The following is a 19,719-nucleotide window of genomic DNA, read 5'->3' on the forward strand; positions in this document are numbered from 1 at the left end:
GACCCTCCTTGGTATTTATTGTTTTCAGCGACTAATATTTTACCAAAAAGAGTGGTCTCTTGCTATTTTTTGTCCTAGAACAATTTTACACTAAGTAGTCGACCCCCTGGCATTTTTGCATCACCGGGGGTAGACGACTTTTAATCTAAGAAGTTTGTTATAGGATTTTTCTCTTTCCCCATGATCTCTTTATTCAGCCATTTCTGGTTTCTTGCTTTAAAGATAATTATGGAGTCTTGCTCTTTATTTGTTATCTTTTTTAATCCCATTTTTATTTCCGTTAACTGCGCTTCTGTTACTTCCCCTTCGAAGACTGAGTTTTGAATCCAATTCAGGTATTTCCGTAAAAATTTAAGCACTTTGGCTACACGTTTTTCTTCCACATCATAAACAATCAATACATACATATTTACCACCACGCTTGAAATGCTTCATATTCCTCAATATCGGTTAAATGTTTAATTAACTTATAGCATTCAATCTGAATAAGTGTTTTATAACTCACCGTCTTGTTTAACTTTCTATGCTGAATAGTAGATGTCATTTTTTCATCAAAAGCTTTGATAAATTTTTTACGTCCTGTTTCGTTTAAATAACAGTAATTCAGTTCTTTTGCAAAATCTTCCTCAGTAATCACATTTTGATTAATCAGTGAGAAGATAACCCGATCTACAATGATGGGTTTAAATATTTCGCTGATATCTAATGCCAGTGAAAACTTTCTGGCTCCGGGCTCGTGTAAATAACTTATTGTGGGGTTTAATTGAGTCTGATATATTTCACGAAGTATTGCCGTATACATTAGGTGATTTCCAAATGAAATCATAGCATTCATGGCATTGTCCGGCGGATGTTTGACTCTTTGAACGAAGGGGAATTTATTATCAGTAATTATATCAAATGCCCGATAGTATGTTTCCCGTATACGTCCTTCCACACTCATAAGATGTTGTATATCTTGTACTTGTCCAATCCGTTCTCTTTCTGTTTCTATAGCTTCTATGATTTGATCCAGATTACCTTTTCTGTTCTGATAATACTTTAAATTCTTCAATATATTATAGCTGGCTCCCCGAATAAACTCTCTGGCAATTTGAAGTCTTTGGCCAGGATCTAAATATTTTTCTGCCTGTTTCACAATCGTAAATCCAGAAAGTAAATATTCCTTGGGATAAAAACTTCCGGAATAATTGCCGTAATAGTCAAATATATGAACCATTACTTTGTTTTTACCCAAAAAATTCAGTGCATTACTATTGAAATCCACTTCTCCCATAATATATATGTCATCAATATCATTTATGGGTAATACTTTTTTATTATCATCGCTTTCAAAAAATATAGTATTATCCTTTCTTCTGATTCTTCCAGATTTCATAATGTAATAACTTCGCTTCATACTATCCCCCCTAGCAAAAACAGAGATTATAGTAACTGCATTTCTTACATATCTTTTTCTCTTCTACAACTGGTGGCTTTGAAGAGTTTTTGATTTCCAGAATTCTTTGTATAACTTCCTGCAATTGTTGTTCGTATTCTTCAGTTAATTGGACTTCTTCTTTTCTCTTGCTTTTTGGAAAATGGACATATCCTTTTACGTCTTTAACACCTTTTCCCTTTAGATAATAAAGATAATATAATATTTGATACAACGTAGCTTCCTGCATAGAATTACTTAATTTACTCTCATGAATTTCTAAAGATTTTTTAATAAAATCAAGCTTAATGGTCCCGTCGATCAGAATTTCCTTATCTTCTCTTGAAAAGCTGTCTTCATGCATCAACTTTCCCATATAAACCCTGTCAGATGTCTGCTCCATTTGAATCCCATGAGCAAAAAACCATAGCTTTTTAGTACAGACAAAGTAATAATTCACTTCCGTACCTGTTACACGGGTATCTTCAAACATAACATCCCCCTAATCTAAAAATAATCCTTCTCCTTCCCCAATATCCTTCTCTTGTAAACCATTTTCTTCATCGTAATCAAAATGGGTTGAATATGCTACCAAAATCTGATGCTTATGGGTAACCCTTTCCCAATCAATTTTTCCATTTGATAAATAGTAAAAAATTTTGCGTCCAGATACTGTCATTAAATAACTTTCCGCCTCAATATACAGTCCATTTTGAATGCAATCCATATACTGTTCTAAATAAACATCCGGGCATATTTTCATTCCGTCAAATTGCTTAAAATATTGTTCAGCTTCATTTGAATAATCTAATAAAGGATACAAGCATATATTCTGAAATTTTTCAGCTTGATCTTTTAATACTTGATAAAATTTTTCTTTAAACTCTTCTCCATATACATAATTCAATATTTGCTTAATAATTTCATTTTCCAAATATGCCCCATTAAATAAAACCAATTGTTCCAAAGTCTTATCCAATAGTTTAATTGGTTTATTATATATGCGTTCTGATCCCTTATCTATTTCAGTACAAACATATACCTGACCATACTCTCCATCTTTTCTCTTTCTGTTACGATACACTCTTCCAAATCTTTGTATAAGCGCATCTATAGGCGCTAATTCAGTATAGATCACATCAAAGTCTAAATCCAATGATACTTCAATGGCTTGAGTGCCTACTAAAAGTTGTACAGGTTCATATCCGTCTTCATATCTTTCACCTTTAAGTAATCTTTTTTCAATGTCCTTTCTGTCTTTTGCAGCAAAATAACTATGCAAAATTAATGAAGTTTCAGCTTCACTCTTTAAATGCTCATACATATATTGAGCTTTTTTTATGGTATTGCAAACTACCAATACTCTTTTCCCATTTTTAAGATCTTCTGTAATTCTCTCTATTTGCACTTCTATACTTCCATCGAGTAGATGAAGCTGATGGCGAACATATTTTTTTAGTTCTTCTTCTTTCATGGTTATTTCAAAATCAATATCCAGTTGTTCCATAAAAGCCGTCTTTAAAACTTCCGGAAATGTTGCAGACATTAAAAACAGTTTGCCATTAAGATTATTTTTTATATAGTTCATTACTAATATAATGACACTCGTTAATTCTATGTCGTAACAATGGATTTCATCCAAGATAAATAATGCATCATAAAATTCTGTAAGTAAGGTCTCATATCCTTTAACTTTATAAAAAGCTTTAATAATTTGGTGAGGTGTAACAATTTTAATAGGATTCGATATTTCTTTGCTTAAGTGATGCATATATCTGGCTTTTGCTTGTATAATTTTTTTATTTTCTGTAGTAACTTCATTCTCTACATATATTTGAGAAAGTAATTGTTGATAATAAGCATATAATGACTTTCCATGTTTCATATCTACTTTGTTAACAGCAAATCTCTCTTTTTGCAATCTTTCATACATTCCATTAATAGATGCTGTATATGGTAAAACATAAAAAATACGGCGATAAGTATTTTCTTTCAGATAATTGTTTGCCCATATAAAAGCCGCCTCGGTTTTACCTGTTCCGGTAGGAGCAATCAGCAGCGCATCTTTCTTAACATTACTTTCTTTTTGCGTATTGCGAAAATCATTTCCGTTAACTCCAATATTAAATTTTTCTTTATACCAATTAACGATATCCGTATCTATATATTTAATCCGATTATGTCCTGAACCTAAATGATCACAAGTAATCAGTATTCCTTTTAATAATAGAATCAGTTCGTAATAATAATTTTTATAATTATATAGAGCTGAATATTTATAGTCATTGATTAATTCAAATACAGGCTGCATTCTATTAAAATCATAGATCATTGATAGTTCTTCGTTAAACCGTTTCGAAAACTCCTTTTGAATCCATTTTAAAACTTGTTTCGATTCGTCCCAATTCTCCAATATACTTTTTTTAGCTAAATCATACTGTTTTCTTCTTTTTTGATCTCCCTCTGCTCCGAAAGGATTAAAGTCACTTTCTTCAAAGCCCATATTCCTCCATATCTCATCTACATTTCTTTCATGGTGTCCAAGAATCGCTAACTTAAGTATTCTTCCTGTAGTTTCATCTATATCTAATAAGTCTATAAATTCTGCGGAAAGTACCTCATGACGAAATCTCCAGGATTCCGATACTTCAAGGTTTAATGTAATATTTTGAAATTGGCTGGACGCCTTTCCCATATCATGTAAAGCTACAACCAAGAAAACAATTTCTGTCCAAGTATATTTTGAAAAAGACAGATCGTAAGGACATTGAGGCATTAATTGCATCATTTGATCATACACACTCAAACATTCGGATATGTGCTGCACTAAGGTCTCTTCTATCAATTGATCTCCTTCATAGTGTCTTTTTGCATATAACATTTAATTCCCCCTTATGAAAAAGTGATACCCCACGGTATCACTTTTCCTTATGTATGTATACGCCCTTTTTCAATTCTTCATCGTACAGAAACATATTATTGTGATTCCGTATCTTTTGATGATCATTTTGTAAGATCATAAAAACTCCAGCTTTGGTTACCTTTCTGGGATATTCGTCAGTAATGTAAACAGGCATGGAGCAAAGCCGACCAAACACCTCCAGTTTAGGCTGAAAAGGAATGATTGTTTTTCCTACTGTAATGTTATGGCAATCCTCTTTCAGTTCAACTTTTTTTACTTCTTTAACGAATGCTAAATCCTCACTGCGTCCAAGAAGCAATGTATAATAAGGCATTTTAAAAGCCTCCGCAATGCTTTCATCCTCTACATACAAATAAAGCTTGCATTTTACCATTATTTCCCTCTTAATAGGAATAGTTCCAAAGCACCCTTGCAGCACATCATGCCGACTAGTGATCCGACCAGCCTTTGCTAATTCCATGTATGTTTGCTTATTGCTTTTTTCTAACTGTTTAATAATTAATTCATAATCCTCTGTTTTATATTTGTAATCAAAAATATATCCCACAGAAATAGGCTCTACCTTTTCTCCGACTGCAGCAGAAATTAATCCATAGATTGTAGATAAAGGCGGACAATCATATGTCTGCTGTATGCTGGTTATGGTCATATCGTTTTTAAAAAATGCCGTTCTGCTTTGCAAAGTAATTCTATACATATAGATCACCTATTTTCAGGTTTATATATTTTCTACGGAATAATATATTTTAGAAAGAACTTCTTCTGAAAAACGCTTAGTAATTTCATTTATCCCTGATAAATCGTCATTACAAATAATCTTTATATCTTTATTTTCCATATTGAAAGAATCAATAAATTCTTTGAGGGATTTGGTATGCTCATCTAAAAATCCATTTTTCTTCGCAATATAAATATCCGATTTGATATGCTCTTTATAGTCCAGAATTCCTTCTTTGAATGCATTAATATTAAAATCCTCCATAGGATTCGAAATTTCTTGAAAAATATTGTTACCGATATCCATAATACAATAAACAACAAATTTGGGCGCAATATCGGCATAAACTGTGCTTAGCTTAGCCCCTCCTGCTAAATATGGCAAACTTTCTATCAAAGTTTGAATACGTTCTGTACGAATCTCAGGTTTTAAAATAAATTCATCCTCTTCACATTTAATAAGCAAATCATTATATCTCTCCACTGGGAATTTTTCCGAAATATTCTTAAATCCAGATATATTTTTCCTAAAAAATCTGCCAGCACAATTCAGGTCAATCATAAAACAGCCAGAATACTGTGTAGATGCAAAATTTCTTGTATCCCCGGTTAAGGGCATAGTTGTAAGTTGACCGTCTACCAATGCACCATTTCTTTTTACTCCGTAATCTTCTTTTATGTCTCCTTCTCTTCCAATGAAGTAAGATATTTTAAATGGTGCTACTCTCGTAGTTCCTTTATTGTCTTCATCTACTTTATCTTTATCATTAGCTGGAATAACATTCATATACCCGAATAAATCATCATCCATGTATTCAAAAGGATTACAGGAAGTTGTTGGAGTATTCTTTTTCCCTGATTCTTGTACAATTTTCGGAATGGATAATTTTATACCGTCTTCCTCCAATTTGTCCTTTATTTTTGCTTTAATAGACTGCCCTGATATATAAGATGTCTTAACAGTTTTTCCCCTCACCTTTGTATAAATATGTTTTATTCCATTCTCTCCTAAATTAATGCATCCTGCAGGCACATTTAATATCATTGCTCCATGTAAAAACCTTCTATTTTTTTTTGAGACTCCTCTCATCTTCATTTAGACTTCCTCCTCTTGTACCATATTTTTCTTTAACCTATTAAACTCGACATATTGTTGTTTTTCTTCTTCCGTCATATTGTTATAAATAAAATATTTAATTAATCGAAAAGCTAAAGCACTTCTATTTTCTGACATAATCTGTTTTACATCAGAAATGTCAAAAATATTTTCTCCCTGTACTTTAAAATATTCTTCATTTAAATCTAATAAACTGTTAATAAAAACATAAGGTTTTTCTACGTTCATTTTCTTCTCATACTCTTCTACCCATTTTGATGGTTTAAGATTGCGATAATACTTAAGCAATCCGTTTCCGATATTTTCAGCAGCATTTATAAATTGATCTTCCAAAAGACTCACCTCTCTCATATAAAATTTCACATCGTTTATATCTTCAAATCCAAATTTTGGGCTTCCATCAATGTTCATACAGAGAAAATCTCCCTGTATGAATCTCTCATATTCTTCACTGTTTCTAAAGTTCTTTTTCATGCGATTCCACTTTTGATCTGCTGTACTGATATAATTTATAAATTTGCACATTCCATCAGGAACATTAATATAACTAAGAGAAGCTTCCCGGTTATCATTTAAGAAAAAATATACTGTAATAAAATGCGGTTCTATGACGCGAAATCTCATTCTAAAATTCGCATAGATCTCTCTTAAATGATCTACCAACACCTCATACCAATTCCCGTGAAGTGTCTGAAGGGATGCAAGCATTTCTCGTTTTAAAAATTGATATTGCTCCCTGGCATATTCAATCATGTACTTTTCATCAGAAAAATAATAAAACATATAAACTCCCTTAGTTGCTTCCGAAACTCGCACATTAAACATAGGCACAAATGAAAATAAAATCGACAAATAGCATCCATTACAACTGTGAACCTGTCCAAGATTTTTTTGATTTAAAGCTGCACCAAAAGGCATAATATCTTTACTAAGTATGAGGTCAGACGGTTTCCCACAAAATCTACAAATGTTGTCAGTACTTTTACGTTCTGCATTTTCACATAATGAATTTTTATTCTCCAGTATATCAACAACTGTTTGCTTAAATGTCTCTACAAATTCTTCTCCTGTTTTCACCGTCTCTTTTTTTCCGGAAATAGGATTTTCAATTTTGTTATTTATTCCAAATAAATAGTGATTAATGTTGTACATTAAAGCAAAATGTTGTTTTAACCCTCGCTTACTATACTCCAGCTCTTTTTCGCTCGCATTCAAGTCATTAAAGCGATGTTTGATCACTTCTAAAAATTCGTCAAGATTATTCAAAATATCTTCTTTGGTTACTTCAGCATAACATTCCTTATTACAAATCATGCTAAGAACTGCGCTTCCTAAATCTATAAACGGATGACCTGTAAACGTTAACAACGCCATCATTTCACCTCCTACTTACTAAAGTCATATATCTATATACTTCTACAGAAAAATCAAAATTCCTTCATTATATGAATAATTTTGTAAATTTTAAAACTACTGATAGATTAGTAAAGAATTCGAATACACAAACCAATTTAAGTAGTGTATTTAAATCAAAAAGTCTACATTACAGTTTCTACAAAGAACTGAAATGTAGACCTTTCAATATTACAATAATCTTATTGAAACTAAGCATTTTTCATGTTTTCATTCATTTGATCTGTTGCTTCAATTCTACAATAGTCCGATTAAAACTGCCTGGATAAACAATGTTTTTTACATCAAAAATAGGTTTCAATTCTACAATAGTCCGATTAAAACTACGGAGAGTTACAAGACAGCTTTTATTCATACGTCGTTTCAATTCTACAATAGTCCGATTAAAACTCCATCTTCTTCTGATAATTATTATGAAGATAACTAGTTTCAATTCTACAATAGTCCGATTAAAACGTATTTCGGGAACTTATTCCCGATTGATTTTATCGAGTTTCAATTCTACAATAGTCCGATTAAAACAAACATCTTGAACATCTTGAACTTCCCTGTAATATCAGTTTCAATTCTACAATAGTCCGATTAAAACATATGGTGACCGTAGATATGCCGACGAATATGACCTGTTTCAATTCTACAATAGTCCGATTAAAACCAAAAGGGTATGCGTAAAAAATTCGCTTTACGATCGAGTTTCAATTCTACAATAGTCCGATTAAAACTTTGGGGTCTCATTATTAGATGACCGAAAGGACATAGTTTCAATTCTACAATAGTCCGATTAAAACTCTTTGAAGTCTCCGCAATAGATAGGAGCCTTGTTGTGTTTCAATTCTACAATAGTCCGATTAAAACTGCTCCTTCAAGAGCCTTAAGGGTTTCTTCATCCAAGTTTCAATTCTACAATAGTCCGATTAAAACTATCAAAATGCTGCTGTTTTTTATCTAGTAGAAATAGTTTCAATTCTACAATAGTCCGATTAAAACACCGCTCTCCAAAATTGTACCGCATCTAAAGTATCTCCGTTTCAATTCTACAATAGTCCGATTAAAACGCTATCAAGTATTAAAAAAACTAAAGTAAGAAAGGAGTTTCAATTCTACAATAGTCCGATTAAAACAGAGTAAACATAATAGGGCCTCATAAAGATAGAGAAGTTTCAATTCTACAATAGTCCGATTAAAACTATACCTTTCTTCCATTGTAAGAACTTACCTCTAGCGTTTCAATTCTACAATAGTCCGATTAAAACTTCTTTAAATTTTAGAACAGATTCTCCTTATGCAGTTTCAATTCTACAATAGTCCGATTAAAACCAAGAGCAGAAGTGATCTTAGAGAAATTAGAGTAGGGTTTCAATTCTACAATAGTCCGATTAAAACTGATGGAGAAATACTTCAAAAAAGGCAATGAAATCCGTTTCAATTCTACAATAGTCCGATTAAAACCGTTGGCAGATAAAAGCCTTTCTGATCCGTTGATTAGTTTCAATTCTACAATAGTCCGATTAAAACTTTAACGGGCCGGCCGGAGAAGGGAGGGAATCGACGGTTTCAATTCTACAATAGTCCGATTAAAACCGGTAAAAATAGCGCCTTTTTGCCCTGTAAGTTTAGTTTCAATTCTACAATAGTCCGATTAAAACCTAAAGCCTTGGCTATAAGTTTTCTAGCTTCTGGCTTGTTTCAATTCTACAATAGTCCGATTAAAACTTGATAGACGACCTTTTTAAAGGTGCAGTTAGAAAGTTTCAATTCTACAATAGTCCGATTAAAACTCTTTACAGCGAAATATGTAACCAAATTCGAAGAAAGTTTCAATTCTACAATAGTCCGATTAAAACAGCAGTAAAATCAACGTTTTATTCTGCTCTTTAAAAATTTTTTGTATTAATTTTACCAATTATCCCTCTCAAATGCAATAAAAAGTCGTCGACCCACTGGCATTTTTGCATCACCGAGGGTAGACGACTTTTTTGCTTGATACTATTCAATTCATAACTTCAACCATTCCAAATCCGCCACTATTTTTTTCACCGGCTCCTACTTCCCACATGATCTCCATAAGTTCCGGGCTTCCACTGGCCTCAAAGGGACATAAGAATCCTTTTACAAAGGTATTCTTATAATAAATCAGTTTGCCCTTCTTATATTTTTCTATGTCCTCCTGCTTAAATGAAATCCTCAAGTCAACGCCCGATGAAGGCTTATCATATATTAATTCATATTTCGTTTTTAAATTACGGATGATATTTTCCGCATACTTTCGTTCTTCCAATTGACAATCTCTCGGTTTTATGACCCCGTTAATTTCCTCTTTTGTCGTTGCAACGACAGGGGATAAGCATTTAAACTGCATAACTTCAGAAAATTGAGGCGTAGGAATTGCTTCTACCTGTGAAATCAAGAATTTTGCTCTTCCTATTCTCAAAATATGATTACTAAAAATTCCGCTGGCGAAATTCATTATAAACTCATTTTTCAATGAACCAATGTAAAAATAAATTTTACCAGGCCCAATAACCATCTGGTTCCCTCGAATCTTATAAAAATCAGGAAATAATGCACTAAAGGTAAAGAGTTTGAACTTTTTGCTGCCAAATTCATAACCCTTTTGGTGTAATTCCTTAGCATATTCCTGATCTGCTCTTTGCAGCAAATAATAAATGGCTGAAGATAAATGATACTGATAATTTATTGGTATAGAAATCGGTGCATCAGTTTCTAAAACTATTTTAATTCTCATAACTTCTCTCCTGATCAGTTTTGCATATTTTAAATCGTCTCCTATAAAAATACAAGGTTTATGCGTCCTTAAAACCTTGTATTTTTATAATAAATTATGTATTTAACCTTAAAAACTAGCTCATGACTATCTTTCTTAATTGATTTACTAGCCCCTGAACATTTCTTCCATCAAAAAATAAATTGAATATCCATTTTTTCTACCCGTAGCATTAATGAATTGCTCTCATTCCGTAGAACCAAAAAATTTAATTAGGCTCAAAATTACCATAGCCTACATTTGTCTTTGCCCCTATCCCTAAATCTAAAATAATTTGCTTAAACAAAGCAAGTTTTTGCTCAACTGATAAAATACCGTCCTTTAAATCAAATTCAAATCTGAATACTACATTAGGCAGTACTTTCAAAAATTTTATAGGAACAGGATTTTTTAAAGGATCTTTGTGGGGAGTAATAAAATCCTCTCCTAAAAAGCGTCCGTCTGTATTATCACTTTTAATTAGAACCGCATCAAAAAATATATCTCTATCATATATAGATTTTTTTCCTTCAAAAATCTCATTTTCCAAATCACTGATGCTGATTTCATTGACATTACAAAATAAACTATTGCTCTTAAATATTTCTCTAATATAACTTTCGCTTGCTTTAAAGGCACTTCTTAATAGACCTTTTACAGAAGAACCAGGTATATATGGCATTCCGGTAGTATAATCGAAGTAAAACCCTATTTTAAATTCATTATCTTGGCCTGTTTCATGCATATAACCTGCTCCAAATAATAATCCGGGATAAATTGTCTTAAGCGTAAAATGATCCTTACCTAAAGGCTGTAAAGGATAAAGTTTGTTTTGCTTTAAAATATTATTATTTTTATTGTCAAAATACCTTTTTACTTCTTGCTTATAGTTCTTTTTTCCTTCCTGATTCTTTATTTTTTCTCCCTTCAAAAATATTTTAGTCCAAAAACTAGAATCATAATAGTCCTTATAAAATAAGAAACCTATATTAGGTTCGTTTTTCATATGTACCTCCTTTTACAAAATCAACAGTCGCCTTCTTATTTACTCCTCAATAAATTCAAATGTTCTTAATGCTAATTTCAGTGCTATCGCTGCACAAATAATATCATCTTCTATATCATCAATACTAGATTTATACTTAATTAAACACCTTAATAAACTGTCTTCATTTTCATATTTTTTATCAACCTTTTTAATTATAGAAAAAATAGCATTTACTATTTTTCTTCTGTCTTGTTTTGTATTGTTATTATCTCTTTCAAAAAAAGCAACTGTGGTCAATAGTCCGCTTTGCACTATACTTGCTCCAAAAGAAGCAATATATCCATTATATACATCTGGTACTTCATTCTTTTCATTGGCAATCTCTACTTCTTGTATAATATCCAGAGCAATAGGTATAAATTTTTCTACTTTATTTTTATTCATTCACTCACCTACTATCTGCTTTACGTTTTGAATTTTCGTATATCCATAGCCAATGGATGCATTAGCGCCCATTTGAATTATATTTTCTGAGATCATCGGCTCTAACAAATTCTCTTCATCTTTCATCCGCATCACTATAAAATAAAATCTTGTTTCTCTTGGAATGATTTCTTCATACCATAAGTTTTTACTTATACCATTTTCTAAACAATTTCTTGCAATAACCGGCAAACTTTTGATTAATTTGCTAAAAACATCATTATGTAATAAAGCAATATTTTCACCAAATAATTTCTCTATAACAGAGATCTTTTCAAATTGCTTGTATTCGAATTCACCATAGAAGTCTTCTATCTTAACACCTTCTAATTTTTCAAAAATCACAGGTTTATCAGGAGTTACATCAATATCTGCGAACTTTTTTAATATTTCAACTATATCCAATTGAATATCAAAATCAGATAAACATGTAATCAAATCTTGGATTATCTGAGGACATACTGCTCTAAAAAACGGTTTCTTGTTACTTCTTACAGGAATGGATAGCAAATGTCCTTCAAAAAATTTATATGTTCCTGCATTGTCTACGTCTCCAAAAATATACTTTACTGAATCTTCTTTCTTACTTTCGAAAAACTCTCTTAACGCTCCTTTTAAGCTAGATGAATATATAGTTGGATAATTTGTTATAACATCTCTTTGAACCTCTTTATCGACAATACCATAGTTAACGTCGCCATTTCCTACATGCATATTGGTCAAAGCCCTAATAATATATAATTCACTAGTATACATGTTATCCCCCCAGCTATAGTGCAATATTATATCCGATCTTAATTAAGTTTCTATTTTGATTAATATGATTTAATAATTTTTCAACATCTGAAGTATAAAAAACAGAACCTCTTTTTATAAAGCAATATTTTTTATCAATTTTTTTTAACCTGCTGTTAGCTTTTTCACATTCCTTATCATGAATAACATATATATTCCTAAAATCAATAGTTTCTGTCATTGCAAAATCACAATCATCATAAATTCTATGATCAACATATGTATCACTGAGCAAAACAACTTTGTTAACATTGTCTTTTTTTATTAATGATCTATATTTTTCCATTAATCTTTTTTCTTCTTCTTTCTGAGAAGGTGATATCGTTAACTTAAAAGCCGTTTGATCTGCTCCCATATATACTATAGTTTGAAAATTATCGCTAAATTTTCTTTTTAAATCTTCTTCCATTTCATCGGAAAGATTTATAAAAAATGCAAATTCATAATTATTTTTTAATCTATAGCTTATTGTTTTAAATAAACTATCTTCTTTTGTCTTCCCAGCTTCTCCTTTTTCAATTCCAATTCGTTTATCCGTAGCAAATATCTCTCCGAAAGGAACTATTTTCCCATTACTTATATCCATCCAATCATTAGATAAACCATCTTTGGGATCATAACCCTGTAAAACTGGAATATTTTTTTCATATAAATTAAAACTGACCCTAACTCTTTCTTTAACAGAAGTTTTGAAAGGTGTATAATACTCGTTAACTTTTTTTATAACTTTTTCTTTATCCTTTTTTTTATCATGAATAATATGATCCTTGGGAACTATAGTATAAAAGCAATTATCCTTGTATGTGTAAATCTGAGAAATACTTTCTATTACCCCAAAATATTGTTCTCTTTCCTCATCTATTTTAAAACCTGAAGGACCAATGAGCTTTTTTATTTTTACTTTATCCTCTATACTATAACCCCATTTTTGCTTGTAACAATCAGATTGAATAAGTATTTCTTTTCTTAACATTCCAAGTAAAGTAGTCTGCTGAGGTAATAAATTTGAACTGACTATATAATTTTGAGCTTTATTTCTATTATCTTGATTTTCTTCATTAATAAATTTAAAATATCTTTCATTGCCAAAAAAATAATTTCCTATCGGTTTTAATCTAGCCAAATATGTACTAATTTTCATCACCTTCTTCATTAAGGAAATGAGTAAATTTTAAATATGAATATACGATTTCCATTTTTTCATCAAAAGATTTATCATATTCTCTGTTAACTGTATAAAGCAATTCTTGAACCAAATCGAGATATTTTTTATTTTTCTCTTGCTTATGAATGGATTCATTAAAATTGTTCTCAAAATAGTTTTTTAATCTAACTTTATCACCGATTATTTCCTTTAATAAGACTTGGTCTCTCATTAAAGTATGATATACCTGTTTTAGAAAATCGCTTTGCTCAATACTCAAATCCAATATTCTTTTAAATATTAAATAAGATTCGCTGTTTTTCTTAAAGGTTGTACCAAAAGCTTGTCCACTGTGTTGTATTACACTAAAGCTAATTGCATTTTTCTTGTCATCACCATTTATATAATTTTTAGAACGATAAAGCAGATCTCTGGCTTCTTCAAGAGCTTCATATAAAGGATATTTATAATAAAAAATAGATACTCCAAAGGATAAGGTTGGCCTGTCCTCCATATTCTTAGAGGTATTAAATTGATTATCAAATTCATTCGTTATCTCGTCTAACACGCTAAAGACGTGCTTACCTTTTGAGAATACTGGAGCAAAGAACAACAGGTCATCTCCACCTGCATAAATTGTCATGCCCTTATTATCTCCTTTTATTATCCTATGAGCCTCAGAAGCAAATTGATGTAACTTACTTGAAAATTCCTGAAATGTAGTAATTGAATCTTTCTCTGTTTCTTGTTCTATTTTTTTGTCTATTCCTTGACCATCACTTAATTTCTTTATAATAGAACTCATGTTATCTCCATCAGCTTGTACTATGGCTACATATTTATACACTTTTTTAAACTCATCTAAACGATTTTCTTTTTTTAATCTCTCTTTAACTTCTTTGTAATAATCTTCATCATCTGCCTTAATATCTTTTATTTCTAATCCACTGGATGCAATTTCATAAAGTGAAGTGAAACCTTTAATGTTCATTCCTTTCATTAAGAAACTTTTTTTAATGTGATCATTCTTTAAAAATTCTAAGATATAATTTATACTTTCCTGTTTAACATATTGACTTTGTAATTCAATAGTATCCAGAATTGGAGATAACTCAAGTATTGGATTTTCAACTACTTCTTTTTCTATATAGTAAAACTGAAAATAATTTTGGAGATAATCGCGAATTTCTTTTCTATCTTTTTCCTTCATTTTTCCAAGTGCATCAGATATATCTTTCGCCATTTGATCCAACAGTTCTTGGATAATATGACCTAATTCCTCAAAATCTCCTTTTTCCTCCACTTCAAAAATGAATCTATCATGAAATAGCCCCACTTCTTTTCCTTTCTCGAATAATGTATCGTCTTCCACATTTGGTATAACAAAGTTTCTGTTTTTTTCTATTAATTTCTCAATAATCTTTTTCATCATATATGAAAAAATATAACTACCACCCCAGAGTTCACCGGTAGTCCTGGCAAACTGTAATGTTTTATAAATAGGTCCGATAGTCAAAGCAATATATTTTTTGGAATTACTCACTTGCTTCACCTACCTTTTGAATCACTTTTCTCTTCGCTTGCCTAAGTTGATTTTCCAATGGATTATGTGCTAGTGAAGGCTTCAATTGACTGTTAAAATAATCTGCAAATGAAAATAAAAAAGCTGGTAAATTAAATTCATCTTCCTTAGGAGTATATATGATTTCAGGGGCACTATTAGCTATATCTTTTCTAGAAAATTCAAATTTAGCATTAAACATATTTTTCGGAATTTCCTCTGGTATGATAGCCAGTATATTATCAACTATTTTAAATGTAATGGGAGATTTGAATCTCTCAATTTCATCACTGGAATAAGATATCTCTCCCCTACCACTAAAATTAACTTCTTCACATATTCCTAATAATCCCCTAACATATTTTTTAGTCATAGGATCATTTTTTATATTGATATGATTGAGTTTAAAAAATTTTTCTTTAATAAATTTTTTTTCATTGCCAATATTTTTATTTAACATATATTGAAATAAAAATGACTTATGATAACTAGATTCAAATTTCTGAGATTCTGGAAAATTAATTCCTGTCTTCATCAATAAATAAATTATATGTATATCTTTCATCATTTCTTTAAAATCATATTTATTATAGCGAATATAAAGAAATTGATTCTTAAGTTTCTTAATATTATCTAAAAACTGATTATTGTTGTTAATATAAAATGAACCGAATCCTTTGTTCTGCCTTGCACCAAAATTATTCAATGCAAAAAAAGAAGCAATATTTTCTTTAATAATATCTATAAGTTCAGCATAAAAAGAAAAGAATTCTATTTCTATATCTGCGTGAGAAAAAACTGCATAAGTTTTATTTTCTTTCTTTCCCTTATTTCCCAAATATAAATTCTTATATAATAGGAAATCTAAATTAATTGGTTCGATTTTTTTTGCATTTGTTCTAATATGTACTTTGTAATTTAATGCTTTTTTATCTTGAAACTGCTTCTCTTGCATTCCGTCTTTATAACCAATTAAAAATTTATTATACTGTTCAAAATCTTCATTGAATGCATAACGTATTAAAAACTTGTCCAATTTAGGCTTTAATTCTGTAGCTCTCAAGGTTGCTCCCAATTGTTCTGACTGAAAATGGATCATAGGGGTAAACTGTTTTAATTGCACTATATATTTCGCCACATTTTCACTCCCTTTTCGCAAGTAACGCTAATATATCTCCCTTTAATAAAAATAAAATTATAAATGGAAGTATAATAAATAACAAACCTAATATGATAAATTTAATATTTCTTTTCAATCTAGATTTATTACCCAATAAAAAACTACTACAAACCAAGGAAACAATAAAAATCGGGCCTAAATAAATATAACCTAACCAATTCAACAATTGAGATATTGGATCTTTATTTGATAGTAAATTATCGTCTATGATATTCATTCCTAAAAACCCTGTTATAAACGAGGGAATAACAAATGCAACACTAATAATTGTTAACCAATTAAGAACAGTATTGGTCTGTGCTTCTTGTTCCAATGTTGCATATTCATGCAATTCACTGATCTCATTATCTAAATCCTTAATATTTCTCTCTATTTCACAAGTATTGATTAATTGAGTATAAAGCTCAATTCCTTGTTCCTGGGCTGTAACTTCTCTAAAATATAGCTTATTTACAAATTGAATATAATTTTTATGTAATGAACGAACCCGAGAGACCAAATTTGATCCTTTTAACGTTGAAATAGATGAAACTTCATCTGAAAAAACAAGTATAGACGCTCTTTGGGCCAAAACCAGAGATACCATTTGATAATACATGGTTCGCATGTGGGTTAACAATATATTTTTACTAAAATCACTCTCACAACACAACATTACAAATGAATATCTTGTTATTCCGTATAATGTACCTCCTATCCATCGGTCATATGTATGCTGCTTTAATAAATTCTCAGTCATAAGTCTGCTTGTGCAGCATTTATCTTGTCCATCAACAAATAAAAATTTAAACCAATCCGCATCTTCAACATACATATACTCATTCTTACTTTCATTAAATTCGCTTAACTCAGAAATCCAGTTATCATTCTTGTACCAACATATTACATACATACGATCATCTATAATAGGTCGTATTAAAATCTTCTTTTCACAGAGTACTCTACTATTATCTATAAAGTATTCATTATCTGACCCATTCAATAATTTCATAATTGTATCAGACAACTTGGTAGGGTTTTTCCTTACTGTTTCTAAACAATCATACCATTCAAAAGTCTCTGTAATTGAGCTTCTATCATCTTCCCACAAAATTTGCAATTTAGTTGCTAAAAACCTACCTTTAGTAAATGCTGTTCTTTCTGTCTCATTATTATTAATAAACTGAGGATAAATACGCCTGCCAAATTCATTGATCATAAAAATATCTTCTTTTTTAATATCAGGCATAGTGTTTTTTAAATGGTATGATAATATTGCAACCCCTGTGTCATAAACCTTTAATATTATTCTTTCTATTTCTAAAATATACTCTTTATCTTTTGCTTGAATAATGTACTTACCTCTCGTTTTTTCATTAGGAGTATAAGCAAAATTTTTGACAATAGGCTTTGCAGTATTATTTTGATTATAAATTGCTCTTCTCACATTATCATAAAAATAAAGTTTTTCATTATAATCTTCACTGCATTCAATTTCATCCGACTTTATTCTCCAACCAGTTTTTTCAAGATACTGAGTCATAATTTCTATATTTACTTTTTCTTCAAAGCTACTTTCTTCAAATTTATTTGGATTCTCTATATAATCCCATCTAAATGGAAACATAAAAATATGATAACTTTTAATCTCCGACATATTCCACCACTTCCTGAATAATTTTCTCTATTTGTTCTTCGTCCAATGCACCTTTTTCAAATCCAAAAAATCCGTCCTCTGTTCCTCCGAAATAAACTATATTTTCTCCATATACTTTAGAATACTTTTCTCCTAATTCTTTTGCCTTTAACCCGTAGTAGTTTATTTCATCTTTAGTATGGATAATCACCCGATCAAATTTATATAATTTATCTGCAATAGGAGAAAAACGTTGTGTTAAAGAAGATACCACTACAACACCTTTTTTAATTTTCAAATGATCCTTAATGGACTGTTCAGCCAATTCTTCATCTAATTCTGTAACCCCTTGGTATTCCCGATCTTTTCTTCTAATTTCCTCTATTTCATCTTTTGTTGCTCCAAATTTAATTAATCCTTTTATATGACTTTTATCATTAACAGCGATTAATTGTTGATATCGAGTTAACTTAATATTTAACATATTAGCAATTTGCTCTATGGAAGATAATTCATTAATTTTTTGATTATGATGATCTATTTCAATATAATGTGCAGGTGGTGTGATATCTTTTATTAATTCGATTCCAACAATTGTTCTATCTTTATGCAGTTGTATTTCTTCTTGATAATCACTGAGTTTTGCCCCCCAGGTTAAATGCTTATCAATATAATCTTGATTATTTTGCTCAAGGATTTTTATAATTTCTGCCATCTCTAAATCGTAACCACCAACTAAAAAAAGAAGTTTCAAGAAAACTCCTCCGATCAATTAATAAAAATAATTTTATTAGTATTTATAATAATTATAATATTTTATTATCATTTTATCCTAATTTCTTACTTTTTACAATATAATTTTACAGAAATCAAAATAAAAATGACAGATAACCTATTATCTGTCAAGATTTACCCAAGCATCTTCATTAATTAACAGTTCAATAGTAATATTCATAAACGAATATTTATTGCAATCAAAATTAACAAAAAACATCTTGATTAGCAACTATTACCTTAAATCCTAATGTTACCCAATATAAGCTCCATACTTAATAAAATGATTTAATAAATTTACTATTACAACTCAAATCCAAAATATAACATTTTTAAAACACATTAAATCCTACAAAATCATCTAACCCAAGACTCTATAAGATTTTTCATTATGTTAAAAACATGGAATAAGATCTCTGATCAGTAGATATCACGAATAGTAAAACTAACTCTATGTAGATAAAAACTTGGACATATCATAAAGTTTCAACTCTACAATAATCCGGTTAAAACTAGAACTGGCATGGAAGACTTTGTATTAACTGCAGTTTCAATTCTACAATAGTCCGATTAAAACCGCTTTTTTTGGCTTTTAAATCGTCTATTTGCTCATGTTTCAATTCTACAATAGTCCGATTAAAACTATTAGAGGACAAATTGATCTTTGTGATCAAAGTAAAGTTTCAATTCTACAATAGTCCGATTAAAACACATCAAAATAAGACAACTTCAAACCGTATTGTCCCCCTTATTTTGGACAAAAACTCACTAATGCTTAATATATCTTAGAATTTCATATTAATTTTTCTTCACCCTAATTTGATTCTA

Annotated in this window: 16 protein-coding genes and 1 CRISPR repeat array; all 16 genes read right to left on the reverse strand. The window is 30.3% G+C overall.

What is annotated here, in order from left to right; genetic code table 11:
- Positions 1 to 140 precede the first annotated feature (140 nt).
- The 16 genes from cas2 to JOD07_RS14640 all read right to left on the reverse strand — a co-directional run bounded on the left by cas2 (position 141) and on the right by JOD07_RS14640 (position 18,871).
- Positions 141 to 407 carry a CRISPR-associated endonuclease Cas2 gene (cas2, locus tag JOD07_RS14565; protein ID WP_158740696.1) on the reverse strand — a complete coding sequence of 89 codons (267 nt, stop codon included), beginning with the start codon at positions 405 to 407 and terminating at the stop codon, positions 141 to 143.
- A 2-nt stretch (positions 408 to 409) separates the two neighbouring features.
- Positions 410 to 1,399, reverse strand: a complete 990-nt coding sequence (cas1b, locus tag JOD07_RS14570) for a type I-B CRISPR-associated endonuclease Cas1b (protein WP_204614506.1) — start codon at positions 1,397 to 1,399, stop codon at positions 410 to 412.
- A 10-nt stretch (positions 1,400 to 1,409) separates the two neighbouring features.
- The gene (gene cas4 / locus JOD07_RS14575; protein ID WP_158740700.1) at positions 1,410 to 1,910 is read right to left on the reverse strand and encodes a CRISPR-associated protein Cas4; all 501 of its coding nucleotides are present in this window, start codon (positions 1,908 to 1,910) and stop codon (positions 1,410 to 1,412) included.
- Between the two features lie 9 nt (positions 1,911 to 1,919).
- Positions 1,920 to 4,298 (reverse strand): CRISPR-associated helicase Cas3', encoded by a 2,379-nt coding sequence (gene cas3, locus JOD07_RS14580; RefSeq protein ID WP_204614511.1) that lies wholly within the window; start codon positions 4,296 to 4,298, stop codon positions 1,920 to 1,922.
- A gap of 37 nt (positions 4,299 to 4,335) precedes the next feature.
- On the reverse strand, positions 4,336 to 5,037 hold the full coding sequence (gene cas5b, locus JOD07_RS14585; protein ID WP_204614512.1) for a type I-B CRISPR-associated protein Cas5b: 702 nt from the start codon (positions 5,035 to 5,037) through the stop codon (positions 4,336 to 4,338).
- A gap of 21 nt (positions 5,038 to 5,058) precedes the next feature.
- Positions 5,059 to 6,153: a type I-B CRISPR-associated protein Cas7/Cst2/DevR gene (gene cas7i / locus JOD07_RS14590; protein ID WP_158740705.1), complete on the reverse strand. Its 1,095-nt coding sequence runs from the start codon at positions 6,151 to 6,153 to the stop codon at positions 5,059 to 5,061.
- Complete coding sequence (locus tag JOD07_RS14595) at positions 6,154 to 7,548, reverse strand: hypothetical protein (RefSeq protein ID WP_158740707.1); 1,395 nt, start codon at positions 7,546 to 7,548, stop codon at positions 6,154 to 6,156. It lies immediately after the preceding gene.
- 267 nt (positions 7,549 to 7,815) lie between these two features.
- Positions 7,816 to 9,431: direct repeats of the CRISPR family, unit length 30 nt; unit sequence GTTTCAATTCTACAATAGTCCGATTAAAAC.
- Positions 9,432 to 9,577: 146 nt separating this feature from the next.
- A complete protein-coding gene (gene cas6, locus JOD07_RS14600; protein WP_204614513.1) occupies positions 9,578 to 10,333 on the reverse strand; it encodes a CRISPR-associated endoribonuclease Cas6 in 756 nt (251 codons plus the stop codon).
- Between the two features lie 247 nt (positions 10,334 to 10,580).
- Positions 10,581 to 11,357: a type III-B CRISPR module RAMP protein Cmr6 gene (gene cmr6 / locus JOD07_RS14605; RefSeq protein WP_158740710.1), complete on the reverse strand. Its 777-nt coding sequence runs from the start codon at positions 11,355 to 11,357 to the stop codon at positions 10,581 to 10,583.
- Between the two features lie 39 nt (positions 11,358 to 11,396).
- Positions 11,397 to 11,783 carry a type III-B CRISPR module-associated protein Cmr5 gene (gene cmr5 / locus JOD07_RS14610; protein ID WP_158740711.1) on the reverse strand — a complete coding sequence of 129 codons (387 nt, stop codon included), beginning with the start codon at positions 11,781 to 11,783 and terminating at the stop codon, positions 11,397 to 11,399.
- The gene (cmr4, locus tag JOD07_RS14615) at positions 11,784 to 12,578 is read right to left on the reverse strand and encodes a type III-B CRISPR module RAMP protein Cmr4 (protein ID WP_158740713.1); all 795 of its coding nucleotides are present in this window, start codon (positions 12,576 to 12,578) and stop codon (positions 11,784 to 11,786) included.
- A gap of 13 nt (positions 12,579 to 12,591) precedes the next feature.
- On the reverse strand, positions 12,592 to 13,740 hold the full coding sequence (locus JOD07_RS14620) for a type III-B CRISPR module-associated Cmr3 family protein (RefSeq protein WP_204614514.1): 1,149 nt from the start codon (positions 13,738 to 13,740) through the stop codon (positions 12,592 to 12,594).
- Between the two features lie 7 nt (positions 13,741 to 13,747).
- A complete protein-coding gene (gene cas10 / locus JOD07_RS14625; protein WP_330636344.1) occupies positions 13,748 to 15,313 on the reverse strand; it encodes a type III-B CRISPR-associated protein Cas10/Cmr2 in 1,566 nt (521 codons plus the stop codon).
- A complete protein-coding gene (locus JOD07_RS14630) occupies positions 15,297 to 16,460 on the reverse strand; it encodes a hypothetical protein (RefSeq protein ID WP_204614517.1) in 1,164 nt (387 codons plus the stop codon). Before JOD07_RS14630 ends, cas10 begins: the two co-directional genes overlap by 17 nt.
- Before the next feature lie 4 nt (positions 16,461 to 16,464).
- Complete coding sequence (locus JOD07_RS14635; protein ID WP_204614519.1) at positions 16,465 to 18,138, reverse strand: CorA family divalent cation transporter; 1,674 nt, start codon at positions 18,136 to 18,138, stop codon at positions 16,465 to 16,467.
- A complete protein-coding gene (locus tag JOD07_RS14640) occupies positions 18,125 to 18,871 on the reverse strand; it encodes a hypothetical protein (protein ID WP_158740722.1) in 747 nt (248 codons plus the stop codon). Before JOD07_RS14640 ends, JOD07_RS14635 begins: the two co-directional genes overlap by 14 nt.
- Positions 18,872 to 19,719: the final 848 nt, after the last annotated feature.

The sequence above is a fragment of the Defluviitalea raffinosedens genome (assembly GCF_016908775.1).
In the GTDB taxonomy this organism is placed as follows: domain Bacteria; phylum Bacillota; class Clostridia; order Lachnospirales; family Defluviitaleaceae; genus Defluviitalea; species Defluviitalea raffinosedens.